This is a genomic window from Chromobacterium sp. IIBBL 290-4, assembly GCF_024207115.1.
In the GTDB taxonomy this organism is placed as follows: Bacteria; Pseudomonadota; Gammaproteobacteria; order Burkholderiales; family Chromobacteriaceae; genus Chromobacterium.
This window is the reverse complement of sequence record NZ_CP100128.1, coordinates 2,287,944-2,311,150: the sequence shown is the minus strand read 5'-3', so window position 1 is coordinate 2,311,150 and position 23,207 is coordinate 2,287,944. Positions and strand designations below refer to the sequence as shown.

At 63.8% G+C, this 23,207-nt stretch carries 20 protein-coding genes; 14 read left to right on the top strand and 6 right to left on the bottom strand.

Going from position 1 to position 23,207, the window contains the following annotated elements:
- Positions 1–17: 17 nt before the first annotated feature.
- Both recB and recC read right to left on the bottom strand, forming a co-directional pair.
- Positions 18–3,569, bottom strand: coding sequence for an exodeoxyribonuclease V subunit beta (recB, locus tag NKT35_RS10625; protein ID WP_254301053.1), 3,552 nt, complete (start codon positions 3,567–3,569; stop codon positions 18–20).
- Positions 3,566–6,763: an exodeoxyribonuclease V subunit gamma gene (gene recC, locus NKT35_RS10620; RefSeq protein WP_254301052.1), complete on the bottom strand. Its 3,198-nt coding sequence runs from the start codon at positions 6,761–6,763 to the stop codon at positions 3,566–3,568. Before recC ends, recB begins: the two co-directional genes overlap by 4 nt.
- 133 nt (positions 6,764–6,896) lie before the next feature.
- Here recC and NKT35_RS10615 point away from each other — a divergent pair, with 133 nt between their 5' ends.
- The 10 genes from NKT35_RS10615 (at position 6,897) to NKT35_RS10570 (ending at position 14,403) form a co-directional block, all read left to right on the top strand.
- Positions 6,897–7,280 carry a SirB2 family protein gene (locus NKT35_RS10615; RefSeq protein ID WP_254301051.1) on the top strand — a complete coding sequence of 128 codons (384 nt, stop codon included), beginning with the start codon at positions 6,897–6,899 and terminating at the stop codon, positions 7,278–7,280.
- A 105-nt stretch (positions 7,281–7,385) separates the two neighbouring features.
- Positions 7,386–7,826, top strand: a complete 441-nt coding sequence (locus NKT35_RS10610; protein WP_254301050.1) for a type IV pilin protein — start codon at positions 7,386–7,388, stop codon at positions 7,824–7,826.
- On the top strand, positions 7,823–8,332 hold the full coding sequence (locus tag NKT35_RS10605; RefSeq protein WP_254301049.1) for a GspH/FimT family pseudopilin: 510 nt from the start codon (positions 7,823–7,825) through the stop codon (positions 8,330–8,332). The genes NKT35_RS10610 and NKT35_RS10605 overlap by 4 nt, the downstream gene beginning before the upstream one ends.
- Complete coding sequence (locus NKT35_RS10600) at positions 8,329–8,937, top strand: prepilin-type N-terminal cleavage/methylation domain-containing protein (protein ID WP_254301048.1); 609 nt, start codon at positions 8,329–8,331, stop codon at positions 8,935–8,937. The genes NKT35_RS10605 and NKT35_RS10600 overlap by 4 nt, the downstream gene beginning before the upstream one ends.
- Positions 8,934–10,736 (top strand): hypothetical protein, encoded by a 1,803-nt coding sequence (locus NKT35_RS10595; RefSeq protein ID WP_254301047.1) that lies wholly within the window; start codon positions 8,934–8,936, stop codon positions 10,734–10,736. The genes NKT35_RS10600 and NKT35_RS10595 overlap by 4 nt, the downstream gene beginning before the upstream one ends.
- Positions 10,733–11,101, top strand: a complete 369-nt coding sequence (locus NKT35_RS10590; RefSeq protein WP_254301046.1) for a type IV pilus modification PilV family protein — start codon at positions 10,733–10,735, stop codon at positions 11,099–11,101. The genes NKT35_RS10595 and NKT35_RS10590 overlap by 4 nt, the downstream gene beginning before the upstream one ends.
- A gap of 91 nt (positions 11,102–11,192) precedes the next feature.
- Positions 11,193–12,197 carry a ubiquinone anaerobic biosynthesis protein UbiU gene (gene ubiU / locus NKT35_RS10585; protein ID WP_254301372.1) on the top strand — a complete coding sequence of 335 codons (1,005 nt, stop codon included), beginning with the start codon at positions 11,193–11,195 and terminating at the stop codon, positions 12,195–12,197.
- A gap of 14 nt (positions 12,198–12,211) precedes the next feature.
- Positions 12,212–13,141, top strand: coding sequence for a U32 family peptidase (locus NKT35_RS10580; protein ID WP_254301045.1), 930 nt, complete (start codon positions 12,212–12,214; stop codon positions 13,139–13,141).
- Entirely contained in the window at positions 13,128–13,556 is a 429-nt protein-coding gene (gene ubiT / locus NKT35_RS10575) for a ubiquinone anaerobic biosynthesis accessory factor UbiT (protein ID WP_254301044.1), read from the top strand. Before NKT35_RS10580 ends, ubiT begins: the two co-directional genes overlap by 14 nt.
- A 67-nt stretch (positions 13,557–13,623) precedes the next feature.
- Positions 13,624–14,403 carry a GGDEF domain-containing protein gene (locus NKT35_RS10570; protein ID WP_254301043.1) on the top strand — a complete coding sequence of 260 codons (780 nt, stop codon included), beginning with the start codon at positions 13,624–13,626 and terminating at the stop codon, positions 14,401–14,403.
- A 29-nt stretch (positions 14,404–14,432) separates the two neighbouring features.
- Here the strand turns inward: NKT35_RS10570 and NKT35_RS10565 are convergent, their stop codons facing one another.
- On the bottom strand, positions 14,433–15,398 hold the full coding sequence (locus tag NKT35_RS10565; RefSeq protein ID WP_371926481.1) for a LysR family transcriptional regulator: 966 nt from the start codon (positions 15,396–15,398) through the stop codon (positions 14,433–14,435).
- Positions 15,399–16,063: 665 nt separating this feature from the next.
- Between NKT35_RS10565 and NKT35_RS10560 the strand changes: the two genes are divergently transcribed.
- Together NKT35_RS10560 and NKT35_RS10555 are read left to right on the top strand one after the other, a co-directional pair.
- A complete protein-coding gene (locus NKT35_RS10560; RefSeq protein ID WP_254301041.1) occupies positions 16,064–16,861 on the top strand; it encodes a LuxR family transcriptional regulator in 798 nt (265 codons plus the stop codon).
- A gap of 154 nt (positions 16,862–17,015) precedes the next feature.
- A complete protein-coding gene (locus NKT35_RS10555; RefSeq protein WP_254301040.1) occupies positions 17,016–18,371 on the top strand; it encodes an aldehyde dehydrogenase family protein in 1,356 nt (451 codons plus the stop codon).
- A gap of 56 nt (positions 18,372–18,427) precedes the next feature.
- Here the strand turns inward: NKT35_RS10555 and NKT35_RS10550 are convergent, their stop codons facing one another.
- From NKT35_RS10550 to NKT35_RS10540, 3 genes are all read right to left on the bottom strand, one after another.
- Positions 18,428–19,873, bottom strand: coding sequence for a hypothetical protein (locus tag NKT35_RS10550; protein WP_254301039.1), 1,446 nt, complete (start codon positions 19,871–19,873; stop codon positions 18,428–18,430).
- Between the two features lie 75 nt (positions 19,874–19,948).
- The gene (locus tag NKT35_RS10545) at positions 19,949–20,686 is read right to left on the bottom strand and encodes a GNAT family N-acetyltransferase (protein ID WP_254301038.1); all 738 of its coding nucleotides are present in this window, start codon (positions 20,684–20,686) and stop codon (positions 19,949–19,951) included.
- Positions 20,676–21,068 carry a rhodanese-like domain-containing protein gene (locus NKT35_RS10540; protein ID WP_254301037.1) on the bottom strand — a complete coding sequence of 131 codons (393 nt, stop codon included), beginning with the start codon at positions 21,066–21,068 and terminating at the stop codon, positions 20,676–20,678. The genes NKT35_RS10545 and NKT35_RS10540 overlap by 11 nt, the downstream gene beginning before the upstream one ends.
- 90 nt (positions 21,069–21,158) lie before the next feature.
- Between NKT35_RS10540 and pdxR the strand changes: the two genes are divergently transcribed.
- A complete protein-coding gene (pdxR, locus tag NKT35_RS10535) occupies positions 21,159–22,610 on the top strand; it encodes a MocR-like pyridoxine biosynthesis transcription factor PdxR (RefSeq protein WP_254301036.1) in 1,452 nt (483 codons plus the stop codon).
- The gene (locus NKT35_RS10530; RefSeq protein WP_254301035.1) at positions 22,607–23,098 is read left to right on the top strand and encodes a 2-thiouracil desulfurase family protein; all 492 of its coding nucleotides are present in this window, start codon (positions 22,607–22,609) and stop codon (positions 23,096–23,098) included. Before pdxR ends, NKT35_RS10530 begins: the two co-directional genes overlap by 4 nt.
- Positions 23,099–23,207 lie beyond the last annotated feature (109 nt).

Genomic DNA, 23,207 nt, shown 5'->3' with positions numbered 1-23,207 from the left:
AGCGTCCCTGATCCTGCTCATGCCAACAATTCATCCAAAGCGTCCAACAGCGCTTTCGAGGGCGCATCCGCCCACACTCCGCCCCCTTGCGCGCCCATGCCACGCAAAAACAGATAGCGCACGCCGCCGAAACGGCCCTCCCAATCCACGCCGCGCGCCGCGAAATAACGGCGCAACGCCACCAAGTAAATCAGGTATTGCAGATAATAATGCTCGCGGGCTACCGCGGCGGCCAGATTATCCTCATGATAATCATCGTAGGCATCGCCCAGGTGATTGGACTTGTAGTCGATCAAATAAACGCGTCCGTCGATTTCGCACACCAGATCGACAAAGCCCTTGAGAAAACCGCGCACCGAAGCAAACTCCAAACCCGCGGCGGCCAGGCGGAAAGGCTCGGCCAAGCCATGCTCGGGCTTTTGCAGCGCGGCGATCAGCGCCTTCACATCCAGTTGCTTCACCGGCAGGGTGAATTCCAGCTCGATCAGCCGCTTGCTGTCCGCCACGTCGCGCAGCCGCGCGCCGGGTGCCTGCTCGGCGTTCAAGCAGCCCAGAATCAGATCGCAGCCGGCTTCCAGCCATTCCTCGCCAAAACCATGGCGCTGCAATACCTGCGCGGTGACGTCGCGTATGGTTTGCTCTTCATCGCCAAAACCGATTTTTTCGAATATCTCATGCAGGCACACCCCGGCCTTGGCGCCGCGCGGAAAGCGGAACCGGTCAAAGCATGGCTCCTGCGCGGCCTCCTCCGGCTTCGCCGCGGCCGAGCGGTCGTAATCGGGCGCTTCCGCCAGATGGCTGCCGGCGGCATGCGTCAGCGAAGTAAAGCTGGCGATTTTCCATGGCGTGAACAACTTGCGGCTGAAAGCTTGCGCGGCATAGCTCCGCTCCCCGCCGCCCGGCGCGCGCAAATCCTGCCGGCCTTCGTGGGCCAGCCAGCGCGCCGCCTCGCCGCGGCCAACTAGGAAATCGCGCAGCTGCGCCTCCACCAACGGCGCGTCCAGCTCCAGCGTCTCCAGTTCCGCCAAGCTGCGCGCCCGCGCAGCGTGCAGCAGCCAGGACAAGGCCGCCGTCGGTAAATCCTTCACCCAACCCCAGGCGATGTATTGCCGATACTGGGCGCGGGTCAGCGCCACGTACAAGAGCCGCAGCTTCTCCGCCAGCATCTCGCTGCGCGCCGCCAGTCTGACGCGCTCGTCCGCCGTCACTTCCGGCGCCAGCCACGGCTCCTCGCCGACGTGATAGCTCCAGAACGCCGCGCCGCGCCGCTCCAGCGCGCCATTCCATAAAAACGGGCAGAACACCACCGGGTACTGCAAACCCTTGGAAGTGTGGACGGTGACGATCTTCACCAGCGCCGCGTCGCTTTCCAGGCGCAGCACCGCGTCTTCGCCGCGCGGCGGATCCGCCACCCGGCCGGCGAACCAGGCCAACAGCGGCGCCATGCCTTGGCGGCTTTCGCTCTCCTGCTGGATCAATTCGGCCAGATGGCCCAGATTGGTCAGCCGCCGCTCGCCATCCGGCAGCGGCAGCAGGCGCTCGGCCACGCGCTCGCGGGCCAGGTAATGCCGCCAGGCGGACATGAAGCCGTGTTCGCGCCATTGCTGATGATCGTCGCCGTTTTTCGCCAAATGGCGCTCCCAGCGGCTTTCATCCTCCAGTTCGGCTTTCAGCTCGGCGGCGTCCAGGCCGGCCAGCTCGGTGGCCAGCGCGCGCCTCAGCCGGCCCTCGTTGACGGGCTCGGCCCAGGCGGACAACAAGGCCTGCAGCTCCTCCGCCTCGCGGCTGGCGAACACGCTCTCCTGCGTCAAGGCCACGCTGGCCACGCCGCGCTCGCGCAGCTCGGTCCGCACCCGGTCGCCTTGCGAGTGGGTGGCCACCAGCACCGCGATGTCGCCGCCGGCCAAGGGCCGCCGCGCCGCGCCCTTGACGATGGCGGCCTTATCCTCCAGAGCCAAGGTCAACAGCCGGGCGATTTCGTCGGCGCAGGCCTCCGCCGCCGCCTGCTCGGCGCTTTCCTTGTTCATCGCCTTGTCGCCGGCCTGCAGCCACTGCGCATTGAACGGCGCGCGATCGTCATCCACCTCCAGCCGGCCGCCGGACGAAGGCTGGGCCGCCACCGGCTGATAGGCGATGCCGTCGAGCAGGAAAGGCAGCTCGCGGCCGAACAGCGCGTTGACGGTGGCCACCAGCGGCTCGTCGGAGCGGCGGTTGGTGTCCAGCGTGTAGTGGCGCTCGGCGTCGTGGCGGGCCGCCAGATAGGCGAAGATGTCCGCGCCGCGGAAGCTGTAGATCGCCTGCTTGGGGTCGCCCACCAGGAACACCGGCCGCCCCTCCTCGACGAAACAGCGGCGGAAGATGCGGTATTGCGTCGGATCGGTATCCTGGAATTCGTCGATCAGCGCCACCGCGAAACTCTCCGCCACCTGCGCCGCCAGCAGCGGCCCGGTGGCCGGATGCGCCAGCGCCGCGCCCAGGTCGGTCAACAGATCGTCGAAGCTGCGGCTGCGCTCCGCGCCGCGCCGCCGCGCCAGTTCCTCATTGGTCCAGGCGATCAGCTCCAGCTTCAGCCCGGCCAGGGAGTGGGCCACTTGCTCCATATAGCGGTCCCAAGCCGCCAGCCAGTCTTCCAGCCGCTCGAACAAGACATGGGATGGCGACTCGCAGCCTTTCTTCATGCCCTTGGCCAAGGCCTCCGGCCGCAGCCTGTCCAACAGCTTGCGGCTGTCGCTGTCCAGCTCCGGCAACGCGGCAGGCTGAGCCAGCCAGCCGCGCAGATTATCGGCAACGCGCGCCATGGTGTCGGGCCGGTAGATATTGGCCTTGAAACCGGGGTGGGACAGGAACAGCGCCAGCCCCTCCTCCACCGCCGCAGTGTCTCCCGCCAGTGCTTGCCAGCGTTCGAAAGCCAGCCTTTGCGCCGTATCCAGCCTGGCGGCGTCCGGCGCGCGCAGCTGCAAATAGGGTTTGGACAGATAAGGGCGGATCTCGGCCAGCCAGGCTTCCGGCGTTTCGCCCTGCTCCACCAGCACCTGGGCCAGCAAGGGCTCGGCGACGATGCGGCGGCGCCAGAAGTCGTCGACGATTTCAGCCAAGCGCGCCGCATCATCCTCCACCAGCTCGGCCTGGAAGGTCTGGCCGCTCTCGAAGGCGGCGTCGGTCAGCACCCGTTGGCAGAAGCCGTGGATGGTGTAGATGGCGGCGGCGTCGAAGCCATTCACCGCCGCGGTCAGACGCTGCCGCGCCAGCTCGCGCGCCGGGCCTTCCGGCATCCGCTCAGCCAAGGCGCACAGAAAGTCATCGCCGTCGGCCTTGCCCTCCAGCACGGCCAGCATCTCGGCCAGCCGCTTGCGCAGCCGTTCGCGCAATTCCGCCGTGGCCGCCTTGGTATAGGTCACCACCAGCACCTGGTCTATCGCCGGCGGCGGCGCGCCGTCGCGCTCTTCCAGCAACAGCCGCACAAACAGGGCGGCGATGGTCCAGGTCTTGCCGGTGCCGGCCGAAGCCTCGATCAGATTGACGCCCGCGAGCGGGCAATGCAGCGCGTCCAGCGCAAGCGGCGCGTTCATGCCTCTCCTCCCAGCAGTCGCTCTGCCAAGGGCAGCAGCAGGGTCTCGGCCAATTGGGCGAACAAGGGGTCCTCCAATGGCGACTGATGGCGGAAGGCCAGCGCGATCGCCGGCTCGTCCTTCTGCGCCACCCCGTCACCGAGAATGAAATTGGGCTCCCATTTCTGCCAGGCCGCGGCCAGCGCCTTGTCCAGCGCCTCCGGGTTCTTGGCCAGCGCCTCGGCATAGGCCCAACTGGTGCGGCCGAAGAAAGGCAAGGGCTGGGCCTGGCCCTGCCGCCAGCGCGCCAGCCACGGCGCCAGCAGACCGGCGGCGTCAATCTCGTCCGCCAGCACGATGCTGCCGGCGTCGTCGTAACAGGCGCTGTGACAGGCGATGCCTTCCGGCCGCGCCGCGCACAAGATCAGGTGCGTCAGCCAGAATTCGACGCGCTGCGCCGCGTTCATTTTGCCGACAATGAAGTGCAAGCGCCCTTCCGGCCGCAGGCCATACAGTTCGCCCACCAAAGTCAAACCGCCTATCTCCAGATGCACCGGCTGCGGCGGCAGCGTTTCCTCGGCCAATGCGCGCGGCAAACGGCCGGCCAGCCGCACGCTGGCCCGCCCCTCTTCTTGCAGCCAGGCCTGGCCCAGCTCGCCGCAAGGCAGCAGTCCGGCCGCCGCCACTCGCTGCCGCACCGGCTCCGGCGGCTTGCGATGCAGCATCGCGTCCACCAGCTGGCGGCGCAGCGCCTGGCTGGCGTCGCGCTCCATCGCGAAGGGCTCGCGCGCCGGCAGAGCCTCGTCCCAGCGCCCTACCTGCAAGGCCAGGCGGTCGGCCAGCCAGGCGCGCGCCGGGTTCTGCCAGAAGCGGATGAAGTCATGCAGATTGATCACTACGGCGATGTCCTCGTCCGGCAGCGGCGCGACGAAGGGCTTGGGCTCGGCCGACGGCGCGGCCAGCGCGGCGGCGAAGGCGGGCTCGAAACTGGCCAGCCGCGCGTCGGCGCCGTCATAAGCCTGCGGCGCGAACGGTTGCAGCGGGTGGCGCAGGATCAGCCGCGCCGCCATGTCATCGCCGCACATCGCCGACAGCGTCTCCAATAGTTCGGACAACAGCGGCGACGGCGGCAAGGGCTCGCCGCTGCGCGCCGACTGGCCGACATAAGACAGATACAGCCTGCGCCGCGCCGACAGGATGGCTTCCAGGAACAGATAGCGGTCGTCGAAGCGGCGCGAACGGTCGCCGCGCTTGGGGTGGCGCGCCACCAGGTCGAAGCTGACCGGGCGCTCGTCGCGCGGGTAAGCGCCGTCGTTCATGCCGACCAGGCACAGCACCTGGAACGGTATCGAGCGCATCGGCACCATGGCGCAGAAAGTCACGCCGCCGGACAGAAAACCCTGGCTGGACGAGATCGACAATTTGCGCAGCAGCCAGTCGCGCGCCACGCCCAGGCCCACGGCCTGCTCGAAACCGGCCAGCTCGGCGTCTTCGATCAACTCGGCGAAGGCTTCGCGCAGCAGCTCCAGCGCGGCCTCGTCGTCGCCCTCGGCCAGGAACAGCCGGTCGCAGGCCAGGTGAAAGCGTTGCGCCCATTCCGCCGGCGCGGCCGGCCGCGCCCATTCGCGCGCCAGCGCGTCCAAGGCATCGTAAAAATCGGCGAAACGCGCCAGGATCTCGCCCAACTGTCCTTGGGCGGAGGTATGCGGCAACAGGCCGCCGAACAAGCCAGCGTCGTCGCCTGCCAGGGCCGGGGGCAATATCGTGCCCAACAGCAGGCGGTCCAGCCCCCAGCGCCAGGTGTAGAGCGGTTCGGCCGGCAGCCCCAGCGCCGCCTTGTGCGCCGCGTCCCGCCCCCAGCGTATGCCGGCCTGGCGCACCCAATCCTGGATGAAGGCGAGGTCGGCGTCGGCGAGGCCGAAACGCGCCAACAAGGCCGGGCAATCCAGCAGCGCCAGCACCGCGTCGGCGGCGAAGCGCGAATCGGCCAGCTTCAGCGCGGCGGCGAAGGTGGACAGCAAGGGCTGCTCGCGCTCGATGCGGCGGTCGGCGATGCTGTAGGGGATATTGGGCGCGTCGTCGCGGCGGCCGAACACCGCATCGATATAGGGCGCGTAGGCGTTGATGTCCGGCGTCAGCACCGCCACGTCGGCCGGGCTGAGTTTGGGATCGGCGGCGAACATCGAGAGCAGCCTGTCCTTCAGCACCTCCAGCTCGCGCATGGGGCCGTGGCAGGCATGCGCCTCGACCGAATCGTCGCCGGCGTCGACAGGCCGCGGCAGCTGCGCCGGATCGTTGAGCTCCAGGATGTCGCGCTGCAAACGGGACAGCAGGCTGCCGCCCTTGGGCGCGGCGAACAAGGGCCGCGCGTCCAGTTCGGCGTCTTCGGCGATCAATTCGAAAAAGTCGCGCCCCTGCTTGCCCAGCGATGCCAGCAGCGGATGGCCCTGGGTGGCGAACAGGTCGCCGCTCTGCCTGAGCTTGAGCAAGCGGCGCGCGTCCACGATATCGCCCCAATACGCCTCGCAGGGATTGAGCGTGAACAGGCAGACGTCGGTCAGCTCGGACAGCCGCTTGACCAGGGCCAGATACATGGGCGCCAGGCTGGCGATGCCGAACAGCGTCACCCGCGGCGGCAGGTGCTCGGTTTTCAACTCGGCGAAGAACTGGTCCAGCATGCGCACCCGGTGGCGGCTCGGGTCGCTCGCGGCCAGCCGCCGCCACAGCGCCGCCTGCCAGGCTTCGTCCTCGCCCAGGCCCAATAGCTCGCCCGCCTCCCAGGCGCGTATCCACTCCGGGCGGAACACCAGGTATTGGTCGAAGATGTCGGCTATCTTGCCGGCCAGCTCAAAGGCCGCGCCCTCGCCGCCCTCCAGATAATGCAGCACCGGGCCGAAGGGCTCGCCCTCCAGGCCAGGCAGCAGCGCCAGCAAACGCCAAGTCAGCACCTCGGGCACGAAGGCGGATTTGCGCGGCAGGTCCGGCATCACTTTCTGCATCAGCCGCCAGGCGAAGGCCGCCGGCAGCACGAAATCGATATTGGCCGCCACGCCGGCCTTGCGCGCCACGTCCAGCGTGATCCAGCGCCCCATGTCGCGGCTCTGCACGATCACCGTTTCGGCGGCGAAGGGGTCGGCCAGCGGCATGGACTGAGTCATGCCGCAGAATAGTTCGCCCAGTTGCTCAAGGCGGTTGGATTGGTAGAGAAACAGCATGGATGGACGTGAACGCTTAGCGAGTGCGGATATGGCCGGATTGTAGCATCCGCCGCCCATCTATAAACCCAGCCGCCGCCTCGTGTACCATGGCGGACATCGGCGCCGTGCGCCCTTTCGCCCCAAGGGAAACATGTACCCCTATCTGATCGTCAAACACGCCCATATGGGCTTCGCCCTGCTGTCCGTGCTTTTATTCGCCGCCCGCGGCGCGCTGGTGCTGGGCGGCCGCGGCCATCTGCTGCGAAACAAGGCGCTGCGCATCCTGCCGCATCTGATCGATACCCTGTTGCTGGGCTGCGCCATCGCCCTGGTGGTGATGGGCGGCTGGCCTATCCTGCACAGTCCCTGGCTGCTGGTGAAGGTGGCGGGCTTGTTCGCCTATGTCGCGCTCGGCAGCATCGCGCTGCGCGGCGCCACCGCGCGGGGCCGTCTGCTCGCCTTTATCGCCGCGCTGGCGGTGGTGGCCTATATCGCGCTGGTCGCCGTCGCCAAGAGTCCGCTTCCCCTGCTCTGAAACCCGCAACCGGCTGCGGCTTGACTGTCCGCGCCGCGACCGCTAGGAAACAGTAAGGGCCGCCGCCGGGCGCTCCCCCTGTTTCCAAACCGGAGCCATGGCCAGATGATCCGCTTCGCCCGTTTTTCTTGCTGCCGGGAAGGCGGTTTCTCGCTGATCGAGCTGATCATCGTCATGGCGGTGATCGGCTTGCTGCTGGGCCTGGCCATACCGGGCTATCAACACTATATGCAGCGCAGCCGCCGCAGCGACGCGCTGGAAGCCTTGTACCGCCTGCAACAGGCGCAGCTGCGTTATCGCGGCTTCCACCCCGGCTACGCCAAGGATCTGGCCGAGCTGACGCCCAAATTCGACGCCGCCAGCCGGCAAGGCTATTACCGGCTGTCCACCGGCGTCGACGGCGACGAGCGCTCCAGCTATTTTGTCGAGGCCGATGTCCAGGCCGGCGGCATGCAGGCAGGCGATAGCGAATGCCAGCGCATCCGCCTGAGCCAAAGGCAGCACACTGTCAATCTCAGCCCGACCGCCTGCTGGGGAAAGCGATGAAGCGCGGCCAGGCCGGACTTTCGCTGATCGAGCTGATGATGGTGATCGCGCTCGCCATCTTGTTTCTTTCCCTCGCCCTGCCGGCGATGGGGCGCTGGATCGCCCGCCAGCAGCAACAAGGGGCGCTGGACGACATCAGCCACAGCCTGGCGCTGGCGCGCAAAACCGCCGTCACTCGCCAAAAGCGGGTGTGGGTGGAATTCAGCCGGCAGACCGCCGGCTGGCTGTTGCGAGTCTCGGAAGCGCGGGACGGCAAAGGCTGCGACGCCAATCTGGATTTGCGCTGCATCGGCTCGGAGCAGCATTCCGGCGTGGAGGTGGCCCTGCCAGACCGCGCCCTGCCTTACAAGCTGGCGTTTTCGCCGCTGCGCGGCATGCCCCAGGATGAGCACGGCAGCCTGCTGAACGAGCTGCGAGTGCAGGTCAGCCGGCCGCCTTGCCAACCCGCCGAGTTGCGCCTGCTCGCCACCGGCGTGGTCAGCATAGGAAGCAGCGTATGCCCATGAGAGCGCCACGCGGCATGAGCTTGCTGGAACTGCTGGTGGGCATGACGGTGGGGCTGCTGATCCTGCTGGCCGTCTCCAGCCTGCTGGCCGGGCTGCTGGGCAATCAGGCGCGCGACCGCCGCCAGGCGCAGCTGGGCGCAATGGTGGACGCCTCGCTGTCGCTGATGGCGATGGAGATACGCCGCGCCGGCTACTGGCAAGGCTTTGACGATCCGGCCAAGAACCCTTACGGCCGCATTTATATCGAACAGAACGGCCGCTGCCTGCGCTACGGCTACGACACGCCGCCGGCGCAAAAAGCCGGCACGCCGCGCTTCTTCGCTTTCCGGCTGAAAGAACCCGCCGCGCAAGGCAAGATCCAGAGGCTGTCCTCCGCCACCGACGATCCCGCCAGCTGGAGCTGCGCCGCGCCGGACAATCGCTGGGACGACTTGAGCAAGCCCGACATCGGCGTGGTCAAAACTCTGGCGTTCAGCCCCGATGCCTCCGGCAAGGCCATCTTGCTGCAAGTGGAGGCGCACACGCCGGCGGGACCGGATCAGGCGACGCTGGACATCCACACCAGCATCGCCCTGCGCAACCATCCGGCGCTGGTGAAGAAATGACGCGGCGCGCGCGCGGCCTGGCCACCCTGTTCGCCGTTCTGACCTTGCTCGCCATCGCCAGCCTGGTGATGCTGGCCGCCTCGCGCCAATTGCTGCTGGCCCACGCCAACGCGCAAAACCAGCACCGCTACCATCAGGCCCTGAACCATGCCGAAGACGGCCTGAACCAGGCCCTGGCCGCGCTGGCCGCCGGCAAACCGTTCAAGGACACCTCCGACTACCGGCTGGGCCGCCAGGACATCACGCCGCAAGTGGTCCGCTTGTACAGCACCGGCTTGTACGATGGCCATCAGGTGACCGTGCAGCGCGTCGTCAGGCTGGGCGGCGGCAATCCCGACAAAAGCGCGGCGCTATCCTTCATCGGCGATCTGGACCTGAGCGGGTCGGTGAACCTGCTCAGCGACAAGCCGGTGGACATGACTGTGGACGGCAAGGTCAATCTCAGCGGCTCGGTGATCGGCATCGCCACGCTGCAAAGCACCAGCGATATCCGCGTCAGCGGGCCGCAGGCGATCAATACCCTGCACTCCAACGGCAATATCGACCTCTCCAACGGCGAATATCAAACGGTGAAGGCCGTAGGCAACCTCACCTTGAGCGGCGCGGCCTCCATCGCCAGATTGGCGCGGGTCAACGGCGACGCTAAATTCTTCAACAGTTCCGGCGCGAATCCGGCCGTCGCCCAGGCCGAGGTGATAGGCAATGTCGAAATCAATATGGGCGGCGCGCGCTTCGGCCGGCTGGACAGCGGCGGCAAGGTGGACATCGCCCAGATGGGCGGCATGGAGGCGCTGCGGGCGCAAGGCGACCTGATGATACAGGGCTGGGGCGCGCCGATCAGCGGCGAGATCGGCGGCCGCGCCGGCTACAACCGCAACAACCCGGACATCCGCATCGCCGAAACCCCCAAGCTGCAGGTCAAACTGGAACCGGTGCCGCTGCTGACCGTGGGCCGGGCCAAGATCGACGCCTACGATTACCGCGGCGAAGCCCACTATCGCTTCAGCCGCGACAAAGCCGGCCGCGTCCTGGTGTCGGTGCGGCAGATTCACGGCATGAAGGACGGCGACTACCGGCTCGGCCTGGCGGCGGACACGCGGCTGCCCAATTATCTGTGCCTGGACACCGACGCGCAGGGGGTGTGCAAACCCGGCCCGGCGCAGCTGATTTGCAAAGGCTTCTCGCCGCAGAACGATTGCTTCGCCGACAGCCAGGCCGGCAAATGGAAAATCAACGGCATCACGCTGGCGCCGGGCGTCATGTGGTTCGAAGGCGATCTGGAGGTCGGCAACGGCACCTATCACAACAGTTTTCTCGCCACCGGCCATATCGCCACCAGCGGCCAGCACGCCACCTATGCCGTCAACTACGCCGGCGCCGCCGGCATCTGCCGCAACACCGACTTTCCGCAGCTGTATCCCGAAAACTACTGCTCCCACGGGCTCTTCAAGGGACGCCCCATAGGCAACGCGGCCCTGCTGGCCGGCAGTTATTCGAAGAACCGCTTTCAGGGCGGCAACATCACCCTGGGCGCGTCCAGCGAGGTATTCGGCAATGTCTGGGCCGGCAATATGCTGTTCAGCAGCGGCAACACCACCATACACGGCTATGTGGCGGTGGCGCTGCAAGCCGGCGGCAGCGGCCAGCCGCATCGCTGGGGCGCCAGCACCACCATAGACCTGCGCCAGTTGCCGGACTCGTTCCAGCCCTCCACGCCCGACTCGAACGGCGGCGGCCAAGGCGGCCAGGGCGTCGCCGTGCTGCCTTACAGCTGGATGGACAGCGGAGCCGACGAATGACCGCCGGCCGCATGCGGGGCTTCACCCTGCTGGAGATGATGATCAGCCTGCTGGTGCTGGCCATAGGCGCGCTGGGCTTGCTCAGGCTGCAAACCGAGCTGCTGCACAGCCAGATTTCAGCCAACGACTACAACACCGCCACCAATCTGGCCCAGGCCGCGCTGGAACAACGCTACAGCGACAGCGGCGGCGAATGCCGGCAAGCCGACTTCGCCCCGGCCCGGGCCAGCGGCACGCTGGCGCGCTATCAATGCCGCAGCCTGCAAAAGAAAGACCAGATCGTGGTGGAAGTGCAATGGGTGGACAGCCAGGGCGAAACCAATACGCTGAGCCTTGCCGCGCCGAGCAAGCTCAGCGGCGGCTGAAACCGGCTTGACCCAGGACAAAAGCCGCACCGGCCCGCTCTGCTACTGTCGCGCCATTCTCACCCTCTCTACCCCTGCCATGTCCGCGAGCCTGCCCTTGCCGGAGCTGGTGTGCCCGGCCGGCAATCTGCCCGCGCTGAAGGCCGCCATCGACCACGGCGCCGACGCCGTTTATCTCGGCCTGAAAAACGATACCAACGCCCGCAACTTCGCTGGGCTCAACTTCGACGAAACCAGCGCCGCCGCCGGCATACGCTATGCCCATGAGCGCGGCCGCAAAGTGCTGATGGCCATCAACACCTATGCCCAGGGCGCCGACCTGTCGCGCTGGCATCGCGCCGTGGACCAGGCGGCCGATCTGGGCGTGGACGCCGTCATCCTGGCCGATATGGGGCTGATGGCCTACGCCCGCGAACGCCATCCCGAGCTGCGCCTGCACCTGTCGGTGCAAGGATCGGCCACCAATTACGAAGCCATCCGCCTCGCCCATGAGCTGTTCGACATCCGCCGCGCCGTGCTGCCGCGCGTGCTGACGCTGGACCAGGTGCGCCGGGTGATAGAGAACAGCCCGGTGGAAATCGAAGTATTCGGTTTCGGCAGCCTGTGCGTGATGGTGGAGGGCCGCTGCCTGCTGTCCAGCTTCGCCACCGGCGAATCGCCCAACTCCCACGGCGTCTGCTCGCCGGCTAAATTCGTGCAATGGCAGAGCCAGCCCAAGGGGCTGGACGCCCGCCTGGGCGGCATCCTGATCGACCGCTACGAACCGGACCAGCCAGCGGGCTACCCCACCTTGTGCAAAGGCCGCTTCGAAGTGCGAGGCGACACTTACTACGCGCTGGAAGAACCCACCAGCCTGAACGTGCTGGCCATGCTGCCGCAGCTCCTGGAGATCGGCGTGTCCGCCATCAAGGTGGAAGGCAGGCAGCGCAGCCCGGCTTATGTCGCCCAGGTGACGCGCGCACTGCGCGAGGCGCTGAACGCCGCCGGCCGCGACGGCCAGCGCTTCCGCCCGCTGCCGGTCTGGCAGCAGACGCTGGACAAAGTGGCGGAAGGACACCAGCAGACGCTGGGCGCTTTCGACCGCCCCTGGAAATGATCATGGAAAACCGCATGTCCGCCCTTCCCCTCAAGCTGGCCCTGGGGCCGGTGCTGTTCTTCTGGAGCCGGGACGATATCCTGCGCTTTTACGCCGAGGCGACCGAGTGGCCGCTGGACACTATATATCTGGGCGAGGTCGTCTGCAGCCGCCGCCAGCAAATGCGCAGCCAGGATTGGCTGTCGCTGGCCACCGACCTGGCGACGACCGGCCGCGAGGTGGTGTTGTCCTGCCAGGCGCTGCTGGAGAGCGAGTCTGATCTGAAACGGCTGCGCAAGCTGGTGGACAACGGCGCGCTGGCCATCGAGGCCAATGACCTGGGCGCGGCCCGCCTGGCGCATGAAAAACGGCTGCCCTTCGTCGCCGGCCCTTATCTCAATCTTTACAACGCCGACTCGCTGGCCGTCATGCAAAAACTGGGCGCCTATCGCTGGCTGCCGCCGGTGGAAATGAATCGCGACACGCTGCGAGGCGTGCTGGCGGAAGCGGACCGCCAACAGCTGGCGTTGGAGACCGAGGTCTTCGCCTGGGGCAAGCTGCCGCTGGCGCTGTCCTCGCGCTGCTTCACCGCCCGCCACTACAACTTGAACAAGGACGACTGCCAGTTCCGCTGCCTGGAGCATCCTGACGGCTTGCCGCTGGCCACCCGCGAGGGCCAGCCGTTTTTGGCGCTGAACGGCATCCAGACGCTGTCCGGCGGCTGCCAGTCCTTGCTGCCGCATGTGCGTGAGATGCGGGAGATGGGCGTGGGCCGCGCGCGCATCAGTCCGCAAACGCAAGGCACCGGCGCTATCGCCCAGGCCTTCCGTCTCGCAGTTGACGACGAAACCGGCGCCCCGGCGCCCGAGCTGAGCCATCTGGCGCCGGAGGGGCTGATAGACGGCTACTGGCGCGGCCAAGCCGGCATCCAACCACAGGAAAGCTCACCCCATGCGCACGCCTGATCTGACCCTGCCGCCGATGGCGGCTTCGCTGCTTAGCCGCCTGCCCGTTCTGCCGCCCAGCTGGCTGCTGGCCCAAACGCTGAACCTGCTGCTCAAGCGCGGCGCGCTGCCCGCCGACATGGAGACGCTGGCCGGCAAACGCATCGCCATCCATTTTCGCGATGCCGGCGTCACGCTGCAAATCACGGCGGATGCGGTAAAGTTCGCCTCCAGCGCCGGCGCGGCGGACCTGACGCTGTCGGCTCAATGCTGCGACTTTGTCCGCATGCTGCGGCGCGAGGAGGATCCGGACACGCTGTTTTTCCAACGCAAGCTGAGCATTGAAGGCGACACCGAGCTGGGGCTGATCGTCAAGAATCTGCTGGACAGCGTGGACTGGAGCCAGACGCCGCTGGCGTCGATGATGGCCGTCTGAACCATCCCTTGCCCCGATAGCCGCGATGGGCTAGCAAGAAACTAGGCTGGCATCGCGCAGGGGCATCATGAAACATTGGCCGTACAGCAAGCGACGGATCTGGATGGAGCTGGCCGTCATCCTGCTGATCAATCTCGCCAGCTTCTGGCTCTTCAGCGATCTGGACCTCTTCGAGAAGCTGGATGCCTGGTTCCACCACCATCCGGAATCGCAGATGGACGAGCTCATGTTGCTCAGTTTCACGCTGGCGATTTCAATGTCGGTTTTCGCCGTCCGGCGCTTGCGCGAGGCCAGGGTCCTGCTCAAGGCTTTGCACCGCCAGGCCGAGCGCGACGATGTCACCGGCCTGGCCAACCGCCGCCGCGGCAATCGCATGCTGCTAAAGGAAACCGAGCGCAGCCTGCGCTCGGGGCGCGCCTATTCCGTGCTATTGATCGATCTGGACCACTTCAAGAGCATCAATGACCAGCATGGGCACTTGATCGGCGATCAGGTATTGCACAACTTCGGCCAGGTGCTGCAACACCGGGCCCGCCAACTGGATACCGTGGCGCGCTGGGGCGGCGAGGAGTTCATCGTCATCTGCCCGGAAACCAGCCAGGAAGGCGCCTTATCGTTTGCCGACGATATCCTGAGAATGTTGGCGGCGACCTGTTTTGTTCCGGTCGCGCAAGTCACAGCCAGCATAGGCGTCGCCACCTACCGCGACGACGACACGCCGGACAGCCTGGTCCATCGAGCCGACTCCTACCTCTACGCCGCCAAACAGAGCGGCCGCAATCGCGCGCTGGGCGAACTCCACGGCGAAGCGGCGTTTTCGACGACGCCATACAAAAAAGCCGGCTGAAGCCGGCTTTTCGATCATGCTTTCCTGTTTTACAGCGCGCCTTGCAGGATCGCGCTGCGCTTGGCGGACAAATCCAGCCCCGGCAGATCGCAGAGGATGTCCGGATGATCGGACAGCTTTTCCACCACGTAATCGACGAAAACGCGGGTGCGCGGCGCGATATGATCGCGGTGCGGGAAACAGATATAGATGGAGCGCTCCAGCGATACCATATCGGTCAGCACCGGTTCCAGCTCGCCGCTGCGGATCAAATTCACCACCTCATGGCCGGGAAGCTGCGCCACGCCCATGCCCAGCCTGGCCAACTCGGCCACGGCTTCCATATCGTTCAGCGTGTAAGTGCCATTCACTTCCAACGGAATGCGCTCACCTTTGCGGTCGAACTCCCACTTGAACAAACGGCCCGAAGTCGGGAACTGGAAATTGATGCAGTCGTAGCCTGACAACTCTTCCGGCGAGGTCGGACGGCCATGCCTGTCCCAATACTCGGGCGAAGCCACCACGTAAAGCGGCATCTGCGCCAGATTGCGCGCTACCATCCGGCTGTCCGGCATCATGCCGGTGCGCACGCCGACATCATAGCCGTCTTCGATCAGATCGCTGAAATGGTCATCCAGACCGAAAAACACCCGTACTTTGGGATAGCGCTCACAGAATTCGCCCATGATGGGGAGAATGAAGCGCCGGCCAAAGGAATTGGGCATGCTGACCCGCAAATGGCCTGCCGGCTCATCGCGGCTAGCCTTCAGCTGGTTGATCGCGGAGTCCAGATTGTTGACCGGCCCGCGGCACTGGGCGTAGAAACGGCGTCCATCTTCGGTCAAGGTCAATTGCCGCGTCGTCCGGTTGAACAGGCGGACTTCAAGCTCTTGCTCCAAACGAGCGATGCTTTGGCTGATGGCTGCCGGCGATACGCCGAGCTTGCGGGCGGCATCGGAAAAACTGCCGTTTTCAGCCGTGGTCATGAAGACCATAAGTGCTTTTAAGGTATCCATAAGCGGAACGATTCCTGAACGGGCCATGCTGGCTCAGCCATGAACGGCGCCAGCAAGCAGCCTTAATCCCATCACCAGGATTGTGTTGTTTTTCTTAAAAAAGCTTACACGAACCCTGTTCAATATTGAAGGATATATTTAAATTTAAATTTTGCTCAGTTTTCTGCTCACGCCGCCTGTCGATCCCACTTCCCCACCACACCTGGCTCTCCAAGCGGAGGCTCCAGGATACTGTTATATGTTTTATGCTTTCCAATTATGCGCTTTAAAGCGCCGCGGTGCCAGCATTTGTTAGTTATTGCTTACAACTTAGCCTGAATTCCTTGAGCTTGCGCCACAAATCCGGCAGGCCCTTAGCAGAAGAATCAAACAACTTCACGCTAAAGTAAGCACTTATTTAAAATAGCAACAATAGCAAGAACAGACAGTAAAAAGTCAAACAATTTCAATCAGCATCCACGTAACAACTTGTAACAAATGATCGCCACGAAAACAAGCTGATGAATTATCAGTATTTTTCCTAGGATCTATTTCGATTGGTCTTAGGTATAATTTATGCAAAAAAAACAACAATGCACTATGCATTTGCTGGCGGAATTCTTACATGCGCCCAGCATGTGCGTTACTATGCAACCCATGCATATCCTCCTCAAGGAATCCCTCATATGGCGATCAATAAAACCATCAATGCTCGACCGCTCCCGACCGGCCTGACCTCGTCGCAGCAGTGGACCTTGTTGGAATGGATCCACTTGGTGGGACACATCGAGACAGAACAAGAGCTGAAAGCCTTTCTGGAGCAAGTCCTGGCCCCAGCCACCGCTGAACGCTTATTGCTGGCGTTGGGCCGCTTGAACAGCCAGAACCAGCTGCAAAGGCTTGAGAGGATAATCAACGTCAGCTACCCCGCCGAGTGGCTGGATCAATACATCAACGAAAACTACGCGCAACACGACCCGGTGCTGCGCCTGCACCTGGGACAAGGCCCCGTCATCTGGGAAGATCGTTTCAGCAGGGCGAAGGGAGAAAATGAGAAACGCTTCATCGCCGAGGCCACTCATCATGGCATGGCCAACGGCGTGACCTTCAGCGCCGCCTCTGAGCGCAACCGTCTGGGCAGCATTTTATGCCTAGCCGGCCGAGAATCCGGCCGCAACGCAACCTTGATCTCCATGCTGAACAGCCTGACGCCGCACTTGCATCAAGCCGCGGTGCGCGTTGCCAACCTCCCGCCAGCCTCCCCGGGCAACATGCCGCTGTCGCAACGAGAATATGATATTTTCCACTGGATGAGCCGCGGCAAAACCAATTGGGAAATCGCCACCATCCTAGACATCAGCGAAAGAACGGTTAAATTCCACGTCGCCAACGTCATACGAAAGCTTAACGCCAATAACCGCACGCATGCGATCGTGCTGGGCATGCATCTTGCGCTGAGCCCGGCCTTGGTCATCAACGAGTAAACAGCCGTCTGCCGCGCGCGCATCCAGCGCAAGCCACGCCTGGCGCGTTCTTGAACTGCTGTTTTGGCATATCAAACAATCTTCACCCATTTGCGCCCATCCGCTCCGCAAAGGTTAAAATAACTGACATTTAGTCATCTCCCCATTCCTGAACATGTCCGCTTTTATCAGTTGCGACCCCAATACCGGTGATGTCTCCTATACCAGAACCGCCTGGACGGAAGTCCCGCTGAGCGCTTCGCTGCGGCAGCTCCGCGAGGCGCAAAGCGCCTGGGCATCGCTATCGGTCGAACGCCGGGCAGAAAGCCTGCTGAGGCTAGCGGATCATTTAGCGGCCCACAGGGCGCAACTTGCCGATCTCGTCACCCAGGAGGTGGGAAAGCGCACGGCGGAATGCTTAGCGGAAATTGACAAGTCGGTGCAGCTGATCCGCTACTACGCCGAGCTGGCACCGGAATTGCTCCAAGCGCTGCACATTCCCACTCAGGCCAGCCGCAGCGGCGTCGCCTTCGAAGCCTTGGGCTTGGTGCTGGCGGTCATGCCCTGGAATTATCCCGTCTGGCAGGTATTGCGCTTCGCCATTCCCGCCCTGATGGCTGGCAATGCCTGCCTGGTGAAGCCCGCCCCTTCCGTGCCGCAAAGCAGCCAGTTGCTGCTCGACATCGCCCATCAGACCGGCTTGAAAGTGCTGGATATGGCGTGGATAACGCCCGACCTGGTAGAGAATGCCATCCGCGCGAGCGATGCCGTCGCCTTCACCGGCTCGACGCAAACCGGCCGCGTCATCGCCTCGCTGGCAGGCAAGCATTTGAAGAAGACCGTGCTGGAATTAGGCGGCAGCAATCCATTCATCGTCTTGAAAGACGCCGATGTCGCCGCCGCCGCGCGCGATGCCGCGAATTCGCGCTTTCGCGACGCCGGACAGAGCTGCAATGCCGCCAAGCGCATGATTGTCGTGCCGGAGATCGCAGACGCCTTTGTCGACGCCTTCTGCCAAGAGGCGGCGGCGCTGCGCTCCGGCGACCCGCGCAATCCGGCCACCACGCTGTCGCCGCTCACCCGCGCGGACTTGCGCGAAGCGCTGCACGCCCAAGTGCTGGATGCCTGCCAGAACGGCGCGACGCTGCGCCTGGGCGGCCAGATGCCGCATACGCCGGGCTTCTTCTACCCCGCAACCGTGCTGGACCACGTGAATCCGGCTTGCCGCGTCTACCATGAGGAAGTGTTCGGCCCGGTCGCCAGCATTCTGCGCGCGACAGACGAAGCCGACGCCATTCGCATCGCCAACGACACGCCCTTCGGCCTGGGCGCCAGCATTTATAGCGCAGACCAGGAGCGCGCCTGGACCTTAGCCCGGCAGATCGAGGCCGGCAGCGTCTTCATCAACCGCCATACCAGTTCCGACTTGAGATTGCCTTTCGGCGGCGTCAAGGCATCGGGCTATGGCCGCGAGCTGTCTGAGTTCGGGCTATATGAGTTCGTCAACATCAAAACCTACTGGCAGAAGTAGGCATCAAGCAAAAGGGGCCAGACGGCCCCTTTTCTCGCTTAGACAACACCTTCGCCTCAATGCAAGCGCGCCACGCTTTGCGACAGCGGCATGCCAGCCTCTTTCAGGCAGTCCGACAGATCGCGCCAAGCGGCATCCTTGTCCGGCGCTACATCCGGCACCAGCAGCCAGGGCACGCGGGATGCGATCTCTTCGCTGCCCTTCACGCGCAGCGCCACTTCGAAGCCCTGGATTTCCGGCTGGTATTCGGCAATGGCTTCCAACTTCTCGATGCCGCCCTGAGTGGCCGCCAACAAGGCGACCGACACGCCCAGCCGCTTGCGGTTCCAGGCGCGCATGCCGCTGTTCAAGGCTTCCCACCACGGCAGCGGCGCGAACAGCTCCGCCTCGCCGTATTCCATTTCCGCCGCGATGGCCTGCTGGACCAAAGGCATCGACGCATCCAGCGCGCGCCGCGCCAGCTTTCTCGCCTTATCCATGGGCAAAGCGCCGCGTTCGACCAGGAAAGGAATCCAGGACATCACCAGCTGCGGATCCTGGGTTTTGCGGGCGGCCTCATAGGTGGCGCGCGAAGCTTCCGGATCCAGCGGCGCGAAATCGCAGCCCGCATCCATCACCGGCGCCAGCTGCACCAAATCCTGGCAGCCGCGCTCATTCAACATGTCCACGGTGAACAGCGTCGGCGAAATCCACAAGATGGACTTCTCCGGCACCTCCAGCGCATCGGCCAGCGCCACCTCCAACTGCTCCAAACGCGGGAAGTGCCACCACACGCCGCCCTGGGCGCGCGTGAAGGCTAACGGCAAAGCCCATAGCTCGAAGGACACCACCGTGCCGTCTTTGCGGAACACTTCGGGGAAGGCGACAGCGTCGCGCGCGCGATTCACCAGCAGCTGACGCGCGGCGGGTTCGGACACCAGTTGCAGCTGCGATTCGGTGAACACCGCCTGGTCGCCTTGCAACAACGCCAACTGCACCGCTGCTCCCAGCTGCATTTCCTCTACCGGCTTGCCCACCGCTTGCCGCGCCTGGTCCACCAGCTTGCTGATCGCCTGCTGGCGCTCCCCCGGCGGCAGCGGCTTGGTGGGGCCTGAACGCATTTCCCGCGGCGGCGGGCCGGAGGCGTCGCGCTCGGCATAAGCCTTGTGCAATTGCTGATACACGCGCATCGCCTCGTCGCAGATATCCTGCAGCTCGCCCACGCTGGGCTCGACCTCATCGTAAAAATTGAAATCGAACAGCCGCAAACGCAGATTGCAAACATAGACGGTCAGGCTCTCTTCCTCGTCATACAGCATGGCGCTGGCGAGGTCTTCCTTCTCCCGGCCGGGGAAGTCGGTATCGTCGTTGCCGATCAGACGGCAAACAAAGGCGGGAGACTCGGTATGCACCAAGTACTCGGTGTTTTCCAGGCCCTGATCATCCACCGCGTCACCAAAAATGAAGCGGTTGGGCAAAAAGGGCTCGCCCCTCACTCGGGCATTGCGCGGCAAAGATTTCATCAGGCGACACTATCTACGTTTACAGCCATCTATTGTAGCGCCGCAACACATCGCCTTGAAGCCTAGTGTCGGATTTCAGGACAGAGAAGCGACAATCTGCGCCAAGCTGTGGCGCTGGCATCCTGCCGCATCGAAATTATCATCGCGCAACCAAGCTTCCAAGGCCTGCCGCCGCGCCGGCCACTCATGATCCAGAATGGAGAACCAAGCCGTATCGCGATTGCGGCCTTTATTGGTGCGCGCCTGGCGGAACAGCCCCTCAAATGTGAAACCTAGGCGCAAGGCGGCTTTGACCGAAGGCGCGTTCTGCGCGTCGCATTTCCACTCGTAGCGGCGGTAGCCTAGTTCGAAAGCGTGGCGCATCATCAGATACATCGCCTCCGTCGCCAGGCGGCTGCGCTGCAAGCGCGGAGAGAAGTTAAGAAAACCGACTTCAATGCTGCCGTCCGCCGGTGCGATGCGCAGATAGCTGCACAAACCTATCGCCACGCCATCGCGCTTATCCACAATCGCATAGAACAGCGGATCGTCCAGTCTTGCGTTTTCCTCTACCCAGGCCAGCCATTCCTGCTGAGAAAACGGGCCGTGGCTGAGATAGGTCCAGTTGGCGCCGCCGGGCAACTGGTGCAAAGCACCATATAACTGCGCGCCATGCCTGGACATATCCAGCGGCTCCACTCGACAAGCAGCGCCATCCAGCGCAACTCGCTCCGGCCGCTGCGCGCCACTCCAGCCAGGAACGGGCAGACCGACCATCTGTCCAGCCGCATTCATTTCCCCGGGCTGGACCAGTTGTTTCCAATCAGCAAACATCGCATACCTCCTTGCCGCAACCGGCATCGCGGGTGGTAGCGTAGCCGTCGCGCTTCCACCAATCGATGCCGCCTTGCAGTTCCTTCACCTTGAAGCCCAGCCGCGTCAGATTCAACGCCCCTTTGGTTGAGCCATTGCAGCCTATGCCGTCGCAAAAAGTCACATAGGTCAGTTCTCGCGACAAGTGCGCCGTGCTGTCCGCGGCCATCAAGCGATGAGGCAGGCTGAGGGCGCCGGGAATGGTTTCATGCGCATAGGCCTCGGCGCTGCGCGCATCCACCAACACCAGGCTTGCATCGCCCTCCGACAAGGCGTAGGCCACATCCGCCGCATCAATCTCATACGCCAGCTTGGCTGCGTAAAATGCTTCCTGACTGATCATGCTATCGCTCCTTGCGCTGGAAATGCTGTTATCCTACGCCTGAGCATGTCCATCAAAAAGCGCCACATTTGAAAATCGAATGGAACCACTTTGAATCAAGACTGGCTTTCCGCCTTCCTGAAACCCAAGCTGCAGCGCAAGCTGACTGAAAATCTGTCGCGCCAACTGTATCGCCTTTTGAAGGAGTTGATACGGCATGGCCGATTGCAAGCCGGCAGCGCCATCCCGGCCAGCCGACAGCTGGCCGAGGAGCTGAAACTAGGCCGCAATACCGTGCTGGCCGCCTATGAGCAACTCAGCGCCGAGGGTTATCTGGAAAGCCGGCACGGCTCCGGCACCTATGTCTGCCAGGCCTTTGCGGCGACACGGGCGCCAAGCGCGCTCAGAGCGCCGCGCCGCCCCCTTTCCCGCCGCGGCGCAAGCCTGCATGAAGCCAGCAGGCTTCCCCATAACAAGATGGGCGCCTTCATTCCTGGCCAGCCAGATCTGGCGCTATTTCCCATCGAACAATGGCAAAAGTGCCTGTCGCGCAGCCAACGGACCGCGCCGCAAGAATGGATGCACTATCAGCGTGAAGGCGGACTGCCCGCGCTGCGCCACGCTCTGGCCGAATATTTATTCCTGACCCGCTCGGTCCAATGCAAGCCGGAACAAATATTGATTACCAGCGGCAGCCAAGCCGGCCTTGCCCTCATCGCAAAATTGCTGGCCGATGCCGGCGACGCCGTGTGGCTGGAGGAACCTGGCTATGCCGGCGCCCAAGCCGCCATGCTGGAATCCGGACTGATCAGTCATCCCATAGCCGTAGATGAGGAGGGCATGGCGCTTCCAAGCAGAGCGCCGACTCCTCGCCTGATCTATGCCACGCCGGCCCACCAATATCCTACCGGCGCAGTCATGAGCCTATCTCGCCGGGTAGCATGGCTCAACTTGGCGCGGCAACACGATTGCTGGATCATCGAAGATGATTACGATGGCGAATTCTGCCATTCAGCCAATCCATTGGCCGCCTTGCAAAGCCTGGATCAAGATAACCGCGTGATCTATCTCGGCACCTTCAGCAAAGTAATGTTTCCCGCGCTCAAACTGGGGTATCTGGTATTGCCGCCGGAATTAGTCGAGCCATTTCGGCAATGCCAGGCCAGATTGCACGGAGAGACCCATTATCTGCAGCAAGCCGCCTTGGCGGACTTTATCGAACGCGGCCATTTCGCGCATCATATCCGCGCCATGCGGGAAATCTATGCGCGCCGCCAACAGTTGTTGCGACATGCCGTTCAGAGCCTGCTGGGCGATTCCTTGCCGCTATCAGGCGGCGGCGCCGGCATGCACTTGCTTGCCAGCTTGCCCAAACACTTCGATGAATGGGAGTTGCAACTGGCCGCGGCGCAGCAAGGCTTATGGCTAAGACCTTTGGCCAGGCACTACCAGAGCGCGCCGGACCGAAATGGCTTAGTCTTGGGCTATGCGGGCGTGCCCGATGAGCGCATTCTTCCCGCTACGCAAACGCTGGCCCAACTATTGGAAACACGGTTGAAATGAAACAAACCAAGCTTTTGATCAGCGCCTGTCTGCTTGGCCAGCCCGTCCGCTATGATGGCCAATCCAAACCCATGCCAGAGACGAAATGGGCGGCGTTGCAACAAGCTTTCGAACTGATTCCAGTCTGTCCGGAATGCCTGGGCGGCCTCCCCACTCCGCGTCCGCCAGCCGAGATAAGCGGCGGCAGCGGTTGCCAAGTATTGAAACGGCAAGCGCGAGTCAAAACCGCCGCAGGCGAAGACATCAGCCTGGCCTTTATATCCGGCGCGGAGCAGACGCTAGCCATCGCGCAACAGCATGGCTGCCATGCCGCGCTGCTGAAGGCCAACAGCCCCTCCTGCGGCAATCGCCAAATCTACAATGGCAACTTTGAAAAGACCTTGCGCTCAGGGCAAGGCGTCACCGCTGCCCTGCTGGAAGAAAATGGCGTGAGGGTATGGAATGAAGAGGAATGGCAAGAGCTGCTTGCCCAAAACGTTCGAAACTGAAGCGCCAAAGCCCCGCTGGATCAGCGGGGCTTTTTGTTGGGCAAGCGTCGGGCACGTCGAGAATGGCATGGCAGGCATCGCGCTTCCGGCGCGCTAATGCACAAAGCCC

Bases quoted from the DNA above. Each gene is read 5' to 3' on its own strand.
- recB (WP_254301053.1), bottom strand. From the start codon at position 3,569: ATGAACGCGCCGCTTGCGCTGGACGCGCTGCATTGCCCGCTCGCGGGC.
- recC (WP_254301052.1), bottom strand. From the start codon at position 6,763: ATGCTGTTTCTCTACCAATCCAACCGCCTTGAGCAACTGGGCGAACTA.
- NKT35_RS10615 (WP_254301051.1), top strand. From the start codon at position 6,897: ATGTACCCCTATCTGATCGTCAAACACGCCCATATGGGCTTCGCCCTG.
- NKT35_RS10610 (WP_254301050.1), top strand. From the start codon at position 7,386: ATGATCCGCTTCGCCCGTTTTTCTTGCTGCCGGGAAGGCGGTTTCTCG.
- NKT35_RS10605 (WP_254301049.1), top strand. From the start codon at position 7,823: ATGAAGCGCGGCCAGGCCGGACTTTCGCTGATCGAGCTGATGATGGTG.
- NKT35_RS10600 (WP_254301048.1), top strand. From the start codon at position 8,329: ATGAGAGCGCCACGCGGCATGAGCTTGCTGGAACTGCTGGTGGGCATG.
- NKT35_RS10595 (WP_254301047.1), top strand. From the start codon at position 8,934: ATGACGCGGCGCGCGCGCGGCCTGGCCACCCTGTTCGCCGTTCTGACC.
- NKT35_RS10590 (WP_254301046.1), top strand. From the start codon at position 10,733: ATGACCGCCGGCCGCATGCGGGGCTTCACCCTGCTGGAGATGATGATC.
- NKT35_RS10580 (WP_254301045.1), top strand. From the start codon at position 12,212: ATGTCCGCCCTTCCCCTCAAGCTGGCCCTGGGGCCGGTGCTGTTCTTC.
- ubiT (WP_254301044.1), top strand. From the start codon at position 13,128: ATGCGCACGCCTGATCTGACCCTGCCGCCGATGGCGGCTTCGCTGCTT.
- NKT35_RS10570 (WP_254301043.1), top strand. From the start codon at position 13,624: ATGAAACATTGGCCGTACAGCAAGCGACGGATCTGGATGGAGCTGGCC.
- NKT35_RS10565 (WP_371926481.1), bottom strand. From the start codon at position 15,398: ATGGATACCTTAAAAGCACTTATGGTCTTCATGACCACGGCTGAAAAC.
- NKT35_RS10560 (WP_254301041.1), top strand. From the start codon at position 16,064: ATGGCGATCAATAAAACCATCAATGCTCGACCGCTCCCGACCGGCCTG.
- NKT35_RS10555 (WP_254301040.1), top strand. From the start codon at position 17,016: ATGTCCGCTTTTATCAGTTGCGACCCCAATACCGGTGATGTCTCCTAT.
- NKT35_RS10550 (WP_254301039.1), bottom strand. From the start codon at position 19,873: ATGAAATCTTTGCCGCGCAATGCCCGAGTGAGGGGCGAGCCCTTTTTG.
- NKT35_RS10545 (WP_254301038.1), bottom strand. From the start codon at position 20,686: ATGTTTGCTGATTGGAAACAACTGGTCCAGCCCGGGGAAATGAATGCG.
- NKT35_RS10540 (WP_254301037.1), bottom strand. From the start codon at position 21,068: ATGATCAGTCAGGAAGCATTTTACGCAGCCAAGCTGGCGTATGAGATT.
- NKT35_RS10530 (WP_254301035.1), top strand. From the start codon at position 22,607: ATGAAACAAACCAAGCTTTTGATCAGCGCCTGTCTGCTTGGCCAGCCC.